This window comes from Delftia acidovorans SPH-1 (genome assembly GCF_000018665.1).
Lineage (GTDB): Bacteria > Pseudomonadota > Gammaproteobacteria > Burkholderiales > Burkholderiaceae_C > Comamonas > Comamonas acidovorans.
The window spans coordinates 2,791,572-2,806,056 of sequence record NC_010002.1 but is presented as its reverse complement, the minus strand read 5'-3'; the positions used below and the strand labels follow the sequence as shown (position 1 = coordinate 2,806,056).

9 protein-coding genes are annotated in these 14,485 nt (G+C 59.3%); all 9 read right to left on the bottom strand.

Annotation, left to right across the window (positions count from 1 at the left end; genetic code table 11):
* Positions 1-36: 36 nt before the first annotated feature.
* Positions 37-1,215 (bottom strand): DUF4272 domain-containing protein, encoded by a 1,179-nt coding sequence (locus tag DACI_RS12670; protein ID WP_012204448.1) that lies wholly within the window; start codon positions 1,213-1,215, stop codon positions 37-39.
* Between the two features lie 108 nt (positions 1,216-1,323).
* Entirely contained in the window at positions 1,324-2,856 is a 1,533-nt protein-coding gene (locus DACI_RS12665) for a sigma-54 interaction domain-containing protein (RefSeq protein ID WP_012204447.1), read from the bottom strand.
* A 71-nt stretch (positions 2,857-2,927) separates the two neighbouring features.
* Positions 2,928-3,248, bottom strand: a complete 321-nt coding sequence (locus tag DACI_RS12660) for an ArsR/SmtB family transcription factor (RefSeq protein WP_012204446.1) — start codon at positions 3,246-3,248, stop codon at positions 2,928-2,930.
* 279 nt (positions 3,249-3,527) lie between these two features.
* Entirely contained in the window at positions 3,528-4,841 is a 1,314-nt protein-coding gene (locus tag DACI_RS12655) for an SGNH/GDSL hydrolase family protein (RefSeq protein WP_012204445.1), read from the bottom strand.
* A 227-nt stretch (positions 4,842-5,068) separates the two neighbouring features.
* On the bottom strand, positions 5,069-5,617 hold the full coding sequence (locus DACI_RS31980; protein ID WP_157059650.1) for a YbbD family protein: 549 nt from the start codon (positions 5,615-5,617) through the stop codon (positions 5,069-5,071).
* Positions 5,618-6,527: 910 nt separating this feature from the next.
* Positions 6,528-7,082 (bottom strand): hypothetical protein, encoded by a 555-nt coding sequence (locus tag DACI_RS32870; protein WP_422653292.1) that lies wholly within the window; start codon positions 7,080-7,082, stop codon positions 6,528-6,530.
* Between the two features lie 936 nt (positions 7,083-8,018).
* Positions 8,019-8,827, bottom strand: a protein-coding gene (locus DACI_RS31170) for an IS5 family transposase (RefSeq protein WP_085930546.1) whose coding sequence is annotated in 2 segments (ribosomal slippage) — positions 8,019-8,497 and positions 8,497-8,827 — 810 coding nt in all. Because the reading frame shifts where the segments join, the coding sequence is not laid out codon by codon here.
* 432 nt (positions 8,828-9,259) lie between these two features.
* Positions 9,260-9,595: an SEL1-like repeat protein gene (locus DACI_RS31965; protein ID WP_012204441.1), complete on the bottom strand. Its 336-nt coding sequence runs from the start codon at positions 9,593-9,595 to the stop codon at positions 9,260-9,262.
* Positions 9,596-9,630: 35 nt separating this feature from the next.
* A complete protein-coding gene (locus tag DACI_RS12635) occupies positions 9,631-14,160 on the bottom strand; it encodes an RHS repeat-associated core domain-containing protein (protein WP_012204440.1) in 4,530 nt (1,509 codons plus the stop codon).
* Positions 14,161-14,485: the final 325 nt, after the last annotated feature.

The following is a 14,485-nucleotide window of genomic DNA, read 5'->3' as shown; positions in this document are numbered from 1 at the left end:
CCGCATGGGTTCTTGATGCGCCCTGCGCAGCACGCCTCAGGTGGGCGTATCCACGTCATCCCAGTCATTGCCTTCGAAGAGCACCAGCCAGTTCAGAGCATGGTGGCGTTCCATGAGCACGTCGGCGTTCAGCCCGGCTGGCGCGGGCTGCTGTTGCACCTGGGCCTGGCGCACGATCCAGTGCAGGCGGTAGTGCTGGTCCAGTGCGTCGAGGATTTCGCTGTCGGGCCGCATGCGTGCGGCATGCAGGGCGCCTTGCAGGTCGCCCGCCTGCAGCAGGGTGCGCGAGGTGAGCGGCACGTCGCAGATGGCGTCGGGGAAAGGCAGCGCATCGACCAGGCCCAGCGCCCATTCCAGCAAATACGCGGCTTCGTAGCGCCAGCCGAACTTGGCGATGGCCTCTTCGGAGGGCTGGGCAGTGGCCATGAATTCGCGCTCGTTGGGGGTGAGCGCGGCCTGGGCGGCCGGCAGGCGCTGGAACAGCTGCTCGGGCGTGAGCGGTTCGCCACTGTTCAGTGTTTCGTTCAGTGCGTCGTTCAGTGATTCGGCGCGCACGGCCACGGCCAGCAGGGCGAAGGCGCGGGCGGCGATCTCGTCGGGTGCGCGCATGCGCAGTTCGGGCTCGGAGATCAGCGGCGGCAGGCTGGCCGCTGGCGTGAAGCCGCGCTGCGCCAGCACCTGCTCGCTGCGCTGCTTGCGCTGCCAGGCCTGCCGCGGATAGGGCAGCGCAGCCTGGTCATCAGGCTCGGCGCCGCTGGCATCCAGCAGGATGCGGCCCTGCGGGTCGCGGATGCTGCCGTCCGTCAGAAAGGCGATGGCGTTGGCGCGCTGCGCCCAGCCGGCAAAGGCATCGAGCTGGGCCGGCGCAATGCCCAGGCTCAGGTGCTGCTGCACACGCTGGATGTGGCGCATGGCGTGGTAGCGGTTGCGCGTCATCTGCCCATCGCCGCGCCCCAGCACATAGCCGACAAAGCCGGAAAGATGGGGCGCCAGCTCAGGGTCCGCAAGATCGCGGCGCCCGGCCAGCGTGTGCGCAAAGTCAAGCGCGGGAAGGTCCCAGACGGTGCAGTAGGCGTTGATGAGTACTTCGTCTTCTGCGGCATCCGACTGGGGTTCGTGCGGCTGGTGCTCGTTTTGCGGGTGTTCCTGTTGGCGAGCGGGCTCGGGGGCGGGCTTGCTGAATGCGGTCTTGAGGCGGGTGAGGAGATTTTTCATGCTCACGGGCTTGGTTCCGGACTTGGTTCCGGGGTTGGTTCCGGGATTGGGAGCGGCAGGAAGCGCCCTGCCTCTTGGCGACGGTACGGCCTGCAGGCGGCGGTTGACTCAGCCCTGCAGCTCCAGCACCGCCATGCGGTCATACAGCGTGGCCCGCGAGATGCCCAGCTGGCGCGCCGTGGCCAGTTTGTTGCCGCTGTTGGCGGCCAGGGTGGCGGTGATGGCCTTGCGTTCCAGTTCGGCCACCTGCTGGGCCAGGGGGCGCAGCAGGTCGGTGTCGGCGGGGCTGTTGTGGGCAGGAGACGGGGCGAGCGCAGTCTCGGGGCCGGGCGCGGGTGCGGCGGGTTCCACGCCGGATGAGCGCAGCACTTCGCGCAGTTGCTCTGCGTTGATGGCGGTGTCTTCGCTGCGCATGGCGGCCTGCTCCAGCACGTTGCGCAACTCGCGGATGTTGCCGCGCCAGGTCTGGCCGGCCAGCAGGGCCAGGGCGTCGGGCAGCAGTTCGGGCGGGGGCATGTCGTTGCGCAGGGCCAGTTCTTCGGAGAGGACTTCGACCAGGGCCGGGATGTCGCGCCTGCGTTCGCGCAGCGGCGGCACGCGGATGGGCAGCACGTGCAGGCGGTAGAAAAGGTCTTCCCGGAAGCGGCCGTCACGCACCATCTGCGGCAGGTCGCGCGAGGTGGCTGCCACCACGCGCACGTCAAAGCGCACGAGCTGGTTGGAGCCCAGCGGTTCGATCTCGCCCTCCTGCAGCGCGCGCAGCAGCTTGGCCTGCAGGTTCAGGGGCATGTCGCCGATTTCGTCGAGGAACAGCGTGCCGCCGTCGGCCAGCCTGAATTTGCCGTCGCGCGGCTTGCGGTCTGCACCGGTGTAGGCGCCGGGGGCAACGCCGAAGAACTCGGCCTCCAGCAAGGCATCCGGTACGGCGGCGATGTTGACGGTGACGAAGGGGCCACCGGTGCGGGCCGATGCCGCGTGGATGGCATGGGCCAGCAGCTCCTTGCCGGTGCCGGTTTCGCCCAGCAGCAGCACGGGGCTGAGCGACTGGGCCGCGCGGCGTGCCTGGCGCTTGACCTCCACGGCCGCCGGGCTGCTGCCGACAAAGCTGGCAAAGCTGTACTTGGCGCGGCGCTCGCCCTGCACGGCCACGCGCAGGCTGCGGTTGCGCTGGGCGGCCAGCTCGCGCCGGGCCTCGTCCAGGTCGCGCTGCAGAACGGCGAACTTGCTGATGAGGGGCTGCAGCGTGGTCTCCGGCTGGTCGAAGAGCACGATGCCGATGGCACCGATGACCGCGCCCGCATCGTCCTTGAGCGGGATGCGGCTGACCACGAAGGTGCCGGCGCGGTTGGTGAGCAGGTCGATGAGTACGGGCTCGCCGGTTTCCAGCACGCGGCGCATGCGGGTGTTGGGGATGACGTCCTCGACCATGTGGCCCAGGAAGTCGTCCACCGAGGCCACGCCCAGGTCGGGCAGGAAGCGCTGGTAGCCCTCGTTGACCCAGACGATGCGCCCCGCCCTGTCGGCCAGGAACATGCCCTGGCTCATGGTGGAGAACAGCTGGAACATGGAGCGCGCTGCCAGCGCGAGGATGCCGTCGGCATCGAGCGGCAGGGGCTGGACCAGGGTGGGTGTGGGCGGCATGGATGGCATCCTAGCGGAGTCGCCTTGGGTCCCCTTGAGATCCCTTTTTGCAGCCTGCGGGTCTGCCGCGCTCAGCCCTGCGCGATGGCGACCTGGGCGCAGATGGCGCGGCACATCTGCGCCGCCTGCGCGTTGGCGATGAAGTAGTAGATGCTGACGCCTTCGCGACGCCGGCCCAGCACGCCGGCCTGGTACAGCGTGTTCAGGTGCTGGGACATGTTGGGCTGCGTGGTGGTGATGTCGGCGAGCAGTTCGGTCACGTTCTTCTCGCCATGCCACAACACGCTGATGATCTTCAGGCGCACGGGCGCCGCCATGGCACGGAACAGCTCCGCAGCGCTCTCGAACACGCTGTCGTCGCTCAGGTCCATGCTGTCATTGCGGCTGTCCATAGGCGTCTGTCATCCTGGTAATGGAGGGTGGGCGGGTGAGCGGGTTGGGGGGCCGGCATGCTCGCCGCCCCATCGGGCTAGTTTATAGCCCGCAGGACGGCAGCGCAGGCTCGGCCCGGCTCGGGCTCGGCTTGATCTACGGCAAGGCGCCGTGTCGTCGCTCAGAAATCAACGGTGGCCGACAGCAGGACCTGTCCAAGGCAGGCCGCACAGCGGCATCGGAGCCATCGCTCCGATGTCCAGGCTCAAATCTGAAAACAAGCTCTTGCCGGTTCACAGCTAGCGCGGCAGCAGGCCAGGCAGTATGGCGTTCAGATCCACCGCATCGGCCATGGCGCGATTGCCTTCGTCGCCAGGATGCAGGCGGTCGCCCGAGTCGAAGCGCGCCGCCATGCGGGAAGGATGGGCGCCATCGCGCAGCACGGCATCGAAGTCGATCACCGCATCGAAGGCGCCGCCCAGGCGTATCCAGGCGTTCACCTGCCGGCGCAGATCGTCCTTTTCGGCCTGGTAGTAGTCGTCCAGCGGCGTGCCTGGCAAGGCGCCCTCGAAAGGCGGCAAGGTGGCGCCTATCACGCGCAGGCCGTGGCTGCGCGCCCTGGCAACCAGCTGGCGATAGCCCTCTGCCATGTCCTGCAGCGTGGGACGCGGCGCTTGCCGCGCAAAGGCCGTGCCGGGCCAGGAAATATCGTTGATGCCCAGCAGCACGATGAGGCTGCGCACACCGGGCTGGGCCAACACATCACGCTCCAGCCGCGCCAGCGCATGCTCGCCCATGCCATCGGACAGCAGGCGCGCGCCCGAAATGCCGGCATTGACCACCGCCGCGCCGCGCGGCGCAAGGCGCGCGGCCAGGAAATCTGGCCAGCGGCTGTCCCGGTCCAGGCTGGCCGTGGCACCGTCGGTGATGGAGTCGCCCATCACCGCTACCACGGGCACCGCGGGCGCCGCGGGGTCGGCCTCGACCTGAATACCCGCCAACAGCGGGCGGGCCGTGCTGCTGATTGCGCCAGGGTCCGAAGTCCGCAGCGCCGCAGCAGAGGACTGGTCGCCCGCCACGATCCAGCCGGTCTGGCGCCCATCCCAGTGAAAACTCTGCACAGGCATGGCGCCGGGCAGGTACAGGCTCACGGCCACCTGCGACAGCGAGGCCAGCGGCAATGCCACAGGGTCACTGACCAGGGATGCGCCTGCGGCAATGGTGGCTTGCGCGCTGCCGCCAAAAGTCACGGCCTGCAGGCTGCCAGCGTCAATGGCGCCCTCCGGCAACGGCTTTGCCACGGTCGCCCTGCCCACGGTCACAGGCTGGCCGCCATAGGCGTTGGACAGCACGATGCGCAGGCGCGGCCCGCCCAGGCTGATGCGCGCCACCTGGCGCACGGTCTGGTCCTGAAGCACGGCGGGCAGATTGGTGGGAAAGAGGAAGTCCGCCCCCCAGACCGGCTGCGGGCTGGCCTGCCACGTGGCAGCCCAGTTGGAGGCTTCAGCCGAACCCGCCGGCACCGTCGAATCCGCCATGGCTGGCGTGGAAATCACAAGCGCCAGAAGGGCCGCGACCGAGGCCGTGGAAAGCGATGGAAAAAGTTGCCGCATACAAGGAATCCGATGTCTGTCGATGGCGGGATCATGGATTCAAGGGCTGCGCAGGACTAGCCGGTCTGCTGGAACACCATCTGTGAATTTAATTCACGATGAGGCCTGTGCTGTGCTTTGGCAGCGAGGATTGCGTGCGTATTCAAGCGCTTTTTTATAGGAGCAATGCAAGGCTGAGGCGGTCTTCTGACGGCAAAAATCACATCCTATAGATTCACCCGCGTCAATTACCTGATGTCCAGATATTGCATTTCAGGCTTGAAATCGCCATGCTCACAATATTTCTTCGCCATTTCCGAAGTGTATTCAGTCGAATTCAAATTAGTAGCCGTTGTCGCCTTCGTCACATAATAAATTTCTTCACTAGAGCTTACTTTTCCCACCAGATATAGATTTTCACCAAATCCATTCGAAATGTCCTGAAAAGCGCACCACCCTGATTTTAATTTCTCAACGCCCTTTTGAAGCAGCGCCACTCCATTTTTTGATGCTTGCATATTCATCTTTTTCTGAAAATCAATAGATTGAATTTTTTCCAGCTGAAAGAACATATAAAAATAATTAGTTTCCACATCAGCATATATTCTGATATTAAAGGCAGTTTTTGGCAAAAAAACGGGAACCCAAGAGATATATCTTTGCCCATCTTCACCCAATAGATCATAGGAAGAGAAGAAGCTCTCCTTTTCATTTTCGACTGAAGAAATAAGAAAAATAAATCCCAAAAGTGCAACCACAACGAATGATCCGAAAGATAATTTTATTATCTTCTTCATGGGCTTATATATTAAATACTCATAAAACAAGCGCTTATTTCGCAAGACCCAAGAATGAAACTCCAAAAATTCCAGTGGAGCCTCTATTCCTTACAGCCTAACTAATCTACATCCGCCACCAAAATTACCGTGACTATTGGATAATTTAACATGCATAACAGTAGCGCTCCGGCCAAAAAGAGCAATTTATTGTTTGCAACAACAGCTAGTCCAACATCAGCAAAGAAAAAAATCTGTGCACACTCACTCCAGAATGGATGCAATATTTAAAGACTGGCTTAACTGTGTGAGTGTGTTAGTTAAAAAAGGCCATGGCAATTGGCACAAGTCTTTACTTCAAGGAAAGTTAAATCGCGGTAATATTTTCATCTACCCAAACAACCATATTCACCCACCGAATTATTCCTCACCATTTCTTCTCCAGAAGAAATTATTTCACTATTTTTTATAAAGAAATAAGTAAAAATGCCATCGTCCATTGATTCTTTGTACGCCACATCATCCTTTAAATCACTTGAATATTTTCTCAGCTCTTCAAGAACAACTAATTTTGGCGTATATGGTGGAAATACACAAACAAAGTCGTAATCTTTATTTATATGATAATCAAAACCACTTTTCTGAAGAAAAAATATCCATTTAGCAAGATTAAAATAATAATTACCAATTTAATCCTCATGGAGTTTGCCAGTCTTTTCTTGCATTAAGCGCACCAGAGTTTTTTCTATGATCCATACACCGCCATCATCAATACTATCTTGGAAATTATTTTTCACGATCTTTGTCAGGTGTTATTTTTTCTCTCTCGTTCTGCTGCTTATTATTACTTCTACAAAAAATCAACACAAGAATAATTATCGGACTAATGAGCAAATAAATCGTCACCAGCATTTTTATATTTCTTGGAACCTCACAATAAACAGAGGAAAATACGCTTATTAGCCAAATTGATGCGTATATTGCTTTCCTTGTTGAATGCAAATATATAGATCCAACAATGCAAATCAAAAATACGAAAAATATTGCCCAAAAATAATACAACACCACATCGGTTGCAAAAGCGAAAGCCGGCATGGGTAATGCAAGAAAGAAAATCAGTCCAATCGCATCCGCAAGTAATTTTGAACGCATTGATTTCATTGCCTTTGAAATCTTTCCAAGCTTGTTCTGTAATTTTTGCTAGATCACTATTCTCGCCAGGTTGTACTATTTCCTGGCTTACGTGATGTGCTTTATGAAGCAATCCTTCTTCACAACTCCATACCTGAAACCTCTGCGAGACGTCCCCTGTGGGTTGTATTCCTGCAGCACATTGCCACAGGTGTCCTGCTTTGCTGCTCAGGCCACCTATCCTGTCTGGTCCGTCAGCGCCATTGGCGTGCCCAGGTGGTCGCAGTCGTAGTGGTGGATGGCAATGCGGGCATGCTGCTTTCTTTCCTGTTTTTACAGTTGAGCCTGCATGCAACTGATCATGGTTTGCATGAAGGTCAGGGCCAACGTGTGACTAGGGTCACCCCGGTCGGGCTGGCCTGCGGTAATGGCTTGTACCAGCAAATAGGGTTCGCTGGCCGTGGTACCCATGCGTGAAGCTGCCCGGCTTGTGTAGACCATGGGTTCTATGTGGCGGGTGTCCCTGCCGTGCTGCATGCGTTCGGCGTGGGTGAGGCAGCTGCCATCCCTGTCGTAGTAATGGATATGTTTAGTACTATATGCGTGATACGCATGCTGCCGACAGTCACTCAGGTGCTGAGCTTAGGCGAGAAATTCATCATGCGTCCTAGACGCAAATCATCCTTGGTGGCTTTTTTATGCTACTGTGGATAAGTATTTTATTTTTTAAAAATCTTTTCGCACAATAATTTCGTGACCAGAATTATTTCAATATCATCTTCTTTGCCTTCAATGATTATCGCATTTTTTCTATTGAAATTCTTAAAAAATGATCTCTCATTTAATCCAATCTTCTCTCCATCCATTTTTTCTTCTTTTATATAATCCAGAAATGGTTTAATGGTTGTTGTTTTATATTTTTTCTTTACCTCACTAAATATTTCACCAGGAGTTTCTTTTGATTTAGATATTGATACTCAAAATACAACTCCCCCAATGATATGCATCCATCGGATCTACTCAACAACATCCATTCTTTTTCATCTGCAGCCATGGAATTTTGAGAAAAAGTTAAAATACATAGACTTATAGTCAATGCCAATTTTTTCATTTTTATTTGCTATCAATTTCAGGAAATAAAATTCTCTAATCGAAACAATAGCAGTCAAATTTTATTCCATTTTTGAAATCAATATTTTTATCTGCAGCAGATTCTACCTAGCTCTGCCCAGGATCGTTTTCTATTAATTTTGGGAATGGGCCATGTCTATGAAAGTCGCGCTTAGACTGGCTAACACCACCGATCCACGAAGCGTGCACAGATGATCGCCGCTGCCAGTTTCAGCAGCGCTTCGTGGATATCCAGCCGTCGTTCAAAGCGGATTCGCAGCTTGCCAAAGCCTGCAAACCAGCTGTGCGTCCTCTCCACCACCCACCGGTGTTTGCCCAGCCGCTCGCTGCTCTCAATGCCTCGTCTGGCAATCCGGCCAATGATGCCCCGCTGCCTCAGGTGGGCTCGGCATCGCTTGAAGTCGTAGCCTTTGTCGGCGTGCAGCTTTGCCGGTCTTCTACGGGGACGTCCTGGCAGGCCAGCAATCGCAGGAATCGCGTCCACGCACCTCTCGAACATCTTGGAGTCGTGCCGGTTCGCGCCGCTGACCAAGATCACCAGCGGGATGCCTCTGGCATCTACGACGATGTGCCGCTTGGAGCCGAGCTTGCCTCTGTCCGTGGGGTTTGGGCCCGTTTCCTGGCCCCCCGGGGGCTTGGTACCGAGGAGCCATCAATGCTGGCCCGGCTCCAATCGATTTGGTCATGTTCACGCAAGCGAGTCAGCATGGCCTGGTGCAGCTGCTCCCAGACACCAGCGGCATTCCAGTCGCGCAGACGCCGCCAGCAAGTCATGCCGCTGCCGTAGCCCAGGGATTGGGGAAGGTCTTCCCATGGAATGCCTGTTTGCAGCACGAACAAGATGCCGTTGAGGGCAGCTTCATCGCTGACTGCGAGTTTGCGCGCACCGCCTTTGGCAGAAGGCACGAAGGCTGGGATCAGGGGTTGCAGCTGTCGCCACAGTTCTTTGCTTACAGGTCGTCGTGCCATGAGGGCAGCGAGCATAACTGCTCTGCGGGGGCCTGTGACGAAGTGGTGTTAGCCACTCTTAATACAGCCCGTCTCCCTGTCATGGTTTTGCCCTCGTAGCCAGAAGGCCTGGTGGATCTCTTTCGGGTTGTATTTCTGGAAAGAATTGCCTCAAGGGCCAAGTTTTGCAGTCCGTATCACATATCCAACCCAGTCCGTCAGGGCCTGCAGTGCGCTGCCCAGAGTACGCAGTTGCAGTGGAGGATGGCAATGCTGCGCTATTACTACCATTGTGCCTGTGCACCACTCGGCATGCGCGCGGTGCTTCCGGTCTGTTCGCTCGGGGCGGGTGCGCTGGGTGTCCCATATTTTCCGAGTTTATGTCATATTTCAGCTTATATATTTTGCAGGAAATGTCTATAGAAAAACAGTCTATCAAACCTAATGAAGTTGTTATTTTTTATTTGAGGGATTCTTTTCAAGAAATAATTTATTTATCTCAGCATTGTCTTTCCATTTCTTAGCTAGCGAATTTGCTTTCTTTTTATTTCCGTTGTCATAAAAATGCTTTACATAGTTGAATTGCGCCAGTTCATGCCCCAACAAGGCAGCTTTTTCCAGCCAAGTCATGGACTCTTCTTCATTGTATTCAGAAAGTGTATAGTACTCGTAAAGCCTATAAGAAGCCTTGGAATCAATTTCAGCCTTCTTTTTAAGATTAAGGATTTCATTTGGATTTAAATGATAAATTGACCCGGATGATTGATCTGAATTGGCTATGTTGGTCATTGTTATGAGTATGAATAGTATGAAAATGTACCGCATCACTTCCCCTTTGACGAAGGGTTGAAATCTATCATCTTTCCAGGGGCGGTCTTATCTTGAGCTCCTGCCGATGTCATTCCCATCGGCGTAGTGCTTCCATCACTGGAATACCACATGTATTGATCCGGTGCACTTACTTTTGCGCCCAATTCGTTTGCTAGTTTTTTCGCATATGGATCATTTCCTTTTCCAGTGTTGCAAGAAAGTAATTCCACAGGTGTTCCACTTTTATAGTTTGGGTCGCTCTTGATTTTCTTCGCCAAGTCTGAGGGGGACAGAATTTTTCCCTTGTCATCAACAATCAAGCTAGGGTTGCCATGTGCTCCTACTTGATAAACCCCTGACTTAGGTGGAACCTTGTTTGCAAAACCTCGAATATTTTCAGACTCCGGAAAGAGATTTAAATCGACCAGCCCCCATGGATCTATGCCAATATTTGGATTTTTTGGGTAATTGTAATAATTAACGCCTCCATTCAACCCAATCGGATCCTGATTCACATAACTCCCCACCACCGGATCGTAATACCGATGCCGGTTGTAATACAGCCCCGTTTCCCTGTCATGGTGCTGCCCCGGCAGCCGGATCGCCTGGTGGATGCCTTGCGGGTTGTATTCCTGCAGCACATTGCCCCAGGGGTCCAGCTTTGCGGCCCAGGCCACCTGGCCGGTCTGGTCCGTCAGGGCCATGGGTGTGCCCAGGTGGTCGCAGTGGTAGTGGTGGATGGCGATGCGGGCGTGCTGTTCTTTTTCCTGTTCCTGCAGCTTTGCCTGCATGCCGCTGAGCAGGCGCGCGGTGCTCTCGGCCTGTTCGCCCAGCATGGCTTGGGCGCCGGGCGGCAGGCCGTGCTCCAGGGTGTGGCGCAGGTGGCGGGCGGCGTCTTGCTGCATGTCCCTCGGCATGGCGCTGAGCATGGTTTGCATCAGGGCCAGGGCCGGCCTGTGATTGGGGTCGTCCTGGTCGGGCAGGCCTGCGGCGATGGCCTGCACCAGCAGGTGGGGCTCGTTTTGGGGGTCGCCGCTGGCCGTAGTGCTCAGGCGCACCAGGGGCGTGAAGCTGCCGGGTTCGTAGATGGTGTGTTCTATGTGGCGGGTGTCGTCGCCATGCTGCTGGCGTTCGGTGTGGATGAGGCGGTCTCCGTCCCAGCCGTAGTAGTGGGTGCGGGTGGGGTTGCCGTCTGCGCTTTCCACTTGCTGCTTGAGCCTGCGGCCCAGGGCGTCGTAGGTGTAGCGGCTGTGGTGGCGCAGTTGCTCGGCGTTGCCCTGGATCTGGCTGCTGCGCACCGCTATGAGCTGGTGGGCTCCGTCGTAGTGCAGTTGCTGCTGGCTGTGGTCTGCCTGCATTTGCGCGATGCGGTTGCCGCAGGGGTCGTAGCGCCAGACGCGGTCTTCGGTGAAGCCTATGCGGTTGTCTTCCCAGCGCTGCACGGGGCCTTGCCGCTGGCCTGCAAGGTGGCCCAGGCCCATGAGGTTGAAGTCGGTGTGCCGCCAGTGGGCGTGGACCTGGGCGGCCCAGTTGTCCTGGGTGTTCGTCTGGCCCGTTGCGCCGGGTGCACCGGGTGCTGGCAGGCGGTTGCCTGCGGGGTCGAGCTGCCAGCGGGTGGTGGTCTGGGGGTGCTGGCTGTCGGTGGCCGCTCTCAGGCGCCCGGCGCTGTCGTAGCCGTAGCGCAGCAGTTGCGCGGCCTGGCCCGGGGCGCCGGCCTGTTCTATGGCGACGAGCTGGCCCAGGCTGTCGTAGTGGTAGCGGCGGCCGAGGATCTGGCCGATGAGGGCGTGGGCCTGGGCGTCGGTGGGCTGCAGCGCTTGCAGGCCCGTGGTGCCCAGGGCCGTGAGGCGGCCCAGGCTGTCCCATTGGCGTTGCACCTGCAGGGGGTGGTGTGCGTCTGCTGCAGGGGTGGGTGGGTGCAGGCTGCGGCGGACTTCGCGGTGCAGGTTGTCGCGCTCGAAGTCGATGAGGCTGGCTCCGTTGAGCTGCAGTCCGTGCACATGGCCTGAGCCGTAGGTGAGCCAGGCGATCTCTCCCAGGCCTTGCAGCTGGCTGTGCTGGCGTCCGCCCAGGCGGTCCAGCGTGTGGGCGATGCGGTGTTCGTATTCGATCTGGTCTGCGCCGCCGCCCACGTTGCCGTCCTTGCCTGGGCGGTACAGCTGCTGCACTTCTGCCGTGATGCGGCCCAGGGCGTCGCGTTCCAATGCTATGCGGCTTTGCCGTTGGATGGTGTTCTCTGCGGTGTTCTCGCCGGTGTGCTGCCAGACGCTGGCCGCCGTGAGGCGCCCGGCCGCATCCCATTCGTAGCGGTGGGTTTGTGCGGGCGCGTGGGGCGTAGCGGGCAGCTGGCGTTCGGCGAGGCGCCCGCCTTCGTCCCAGCGATAGTGGCTGCTGCTTTGCTGCGCGGCGTTGCCGTCCGTGGCTTCCATGAGCTGGCCTGCCGCGTCCCAGCGGTAGCGCTGCAGCCGTTGGTCGAAGCCTTCTTCCTGCACGAGCCGGTCCAGCGCGTCCCAGGCAAAGCGGCTTTGCGACCCGTTCTCGTTGACGAGGCGCAGGAGGCGGCCGGCGCTGTCGTATTCGAAGGCCAGGGTGAGGCCGCCATGTGTTCGCTGGACCAGCCTGCCCCAGAGGTCGTAGCGCAGGTGGATGCTGGGGTCGGCGGTCTGGGTTTCGCTGGAGGTGCCCGCAGGCTGGGCTGGATCGATGCGCGTGAGGTGGCCTGCGCTGTCATAGTGGTAGCGCTCGATCTGGCCGTTGGGCAGTTCGCTGGCCACGATGCGCCCCTGGCCGTCGCGCTGGTGGCGTTGGCGCTGGCCCAGGGCGTTGTCCACTTCGATGAGCGCCCCCCAGCGGTCGTAGTGGTAGTGCGTGCTGTGGCCCGAGCAGTCGGTGTAGCTGAGCAGTTGGCCCGCGTCGCTCCAGGCCAGCTGTTTGCTGCCACCCTGGGCGTCTTCGATGCGCCGGGGGCTGTCGCAGGTGAGCGGCGCTTCCTGGGGGTCGGGGTAGTGGTAGCGCTCGGTGCTGCCATCGGCCTGGGTGATCTGGGTGAGGCGGCCCCAGGCGTCGTATTGGTAGCCGGTGGTGGCCCCTGCGGTGTCAGTGCTTTGCAGCAGGCGGCCGGTGGCTTCGTCGTGTTCCTGCTGGGTGCTGCGCCCGTCGGGCAGTTGCACGCCGATGAGCCGGCCCTGGCCATCACGCCTGAGGTGCACGCTGCGCCCCAGCGGGTCGGTGCGCGAGGCCAGGCGGCCGAAGCTGTCGTAGGCCTGCAGCCAGCGGCTGCCATCGGCCTTGTGGTGGGCGATGAGGCGCGACAGGCCCGCTGCGCCTTCGAAGTAGTAGGTCTCGATGCGATCCAGGCTGTCGCTGACGCGGGTGGCGGCACGCGGCTGGCCGTCAGGGCCCGGGGGCTGGGCCAGGTAGTCGAAGCGGTAGCTGAGGCCTTCCTGGTTGCTGTGCTCGATGACGCGGGCGCCGGGCTGGGCGCTCTCGTAGCGGTAGCGGTGCCAGGGTCCGCTGGCATGGCGGTGGGCGCTGATGCGGTGGTGGTCCCATTCGAATTCACGCACGAGCTGGCCTGCGCGGTCGTGGACGGTGATGAGGTCGCCTGCGCTGCTGTAGCCGTAGCGCACGAGCGTGATGGGAGCGATGGGGGTGGACAGGGGATTCAACGGGTCCTGTGTGAGGTCCACGCCTGTGACTCGCCAGCCGTCGTCGGCGCCCCATAGTCCGTTCAGTCCCTGCGCATCCTTGCCCCCATGGATGCGCTGGTGCAGCAGGCGGTAGCGCCGGCCCGTGCCGTCGCTCAGCGAGACCAGGCGGCCTGCGGGGATGAGGTCCTTGCTCGCACTGTGGCCGGCCTCGGGCGTGGTGCCGTCGCTGTAGTGGTAGAGCTGGCGGCGCCCGAAGCGGTCGATCTGGGCCATGAGGCGCCAGGGACCGTCGACAGGTTCACCGGGCGCAGGACCAAAGCCCCAGAGGGTGTCGCCATCGCCGCTGACCGCGAGGATGGCTTGCGGGTTGCGCACCAGTGCCTGCTCCACATGCGACCAGCGAGGATTGGCGGCCCAAGGCGCGGTACCGCCGTCCGGCTCCGTGCTGCCGCCGCGCAGCAGCCAGAGGTCTTCGCTGGCACTGTGCAGCTGGCCGCCCGGCACCAGAGGCTGGTCGAAGGTGATGACGCGGCCGCTGGCATCCAGCAGCAAGGTGGCCTCGTCCTGCAGCCGGATGCTGAGCTCCTGCAGCAGGTGCCAGCCATGGCCCAGCAGGCCGCAGGCGGCGCCGTGCTCGGGGTTGACGTAGCTGCTGTACTGGCGCTGCCAGGCCACAGGCAGCGCAGCCGATGGCAGGGCGAAGTCCAGGTCTTGTGCGCCCAGCAGGACCTTGGCGCCCAGCTGGGGGTTGACGGGGGAGCCGACGGTGATGCCGCCCGGGCAGACGGAGCAGGCCAGGCCCCCCTGGCTGCCAATGAGCACGGTGAGCGAACCGGTGACGATCTTGCCCTTGACGACGCTGTCGGTGATACGGGCTGCGGGTTTGCCACTCATGCAGACTTCTCCTGAGTGGACTTGATGGCGCAGTCGCACTGTATCGCTGTATCCAGGGCGGCAATTGCTTCACATTGCCTCATTCCGGGTAGATGGAAACAGTGGCGAATTCTCTGATGGCCAGGCATTTCATGAGAATGCAGTGGCTCGCCCCATGGCGTGCGGATGGCAAATGGTCGTGTCATTGTGTCAACCGTCCTACGGACGGCTCCCTCTCTCGATGAGCGGGAATCATAGACAGTCCACTTGCAATGGCGCAATTGATTTATGCGTCAGACTCTTCCTATAAATGTAAGCAAATTGATTATCTTGGATACATCAGCAA

Bases quoted from the DNA above. Each gene is read 5' to 3' on its own strand.
- DACI_RS31980 (WP_157059650.1), bottom strand. From the start codon at position 5,617: ATGAAGAAGATAATAAAATTATCTTTCGGATCATTCGTTGTGGTTGCA.
- DACI_RS12665 (WP_012204447.1), bottom strand. From the start codon at position 2,856: ATGCCGCCCACACCCACCCTGGTCCAGCCCCTGCCGCTCGATGCCGAC.
- DACI_RS12670 (WP_012204448.1), bottom strand. From the start codon at position 1,215: ATGAAAAATCTCCTCACCCGCCTCAAGACCGCATTCAGCAAGCCCGCC.
- DACI_RS31965 (WP_012204441.1), bottom strand. From the start codon at position 9,595: ATGACCAACATAGCCAATTCAGATCAATCATCCGGGTCAATTTATCAT.
- DACI_RS12660 (WP_012204446.1), bottom strand. From the start codon at position 3,248: ATGGACAGCCGCAATGACAGCATGGACCTGAGCGACGACAGCGTGTTC.
- DACI_RS12655 (WP_012204445.1), bottom strand. From the start codon at position 4,841: ATGCGGCAACTTTTTCCATCGCTTTCCACGGCCTCGGTCGCGGCCCTT.
- DACI_RS12635 (WP_012204440.1), bottom strand. From the start codon at position 14,160: ATGAGTGGCAAACCCGCAGCCCGTATCACCGACAGCGTCGTCAAGGGC.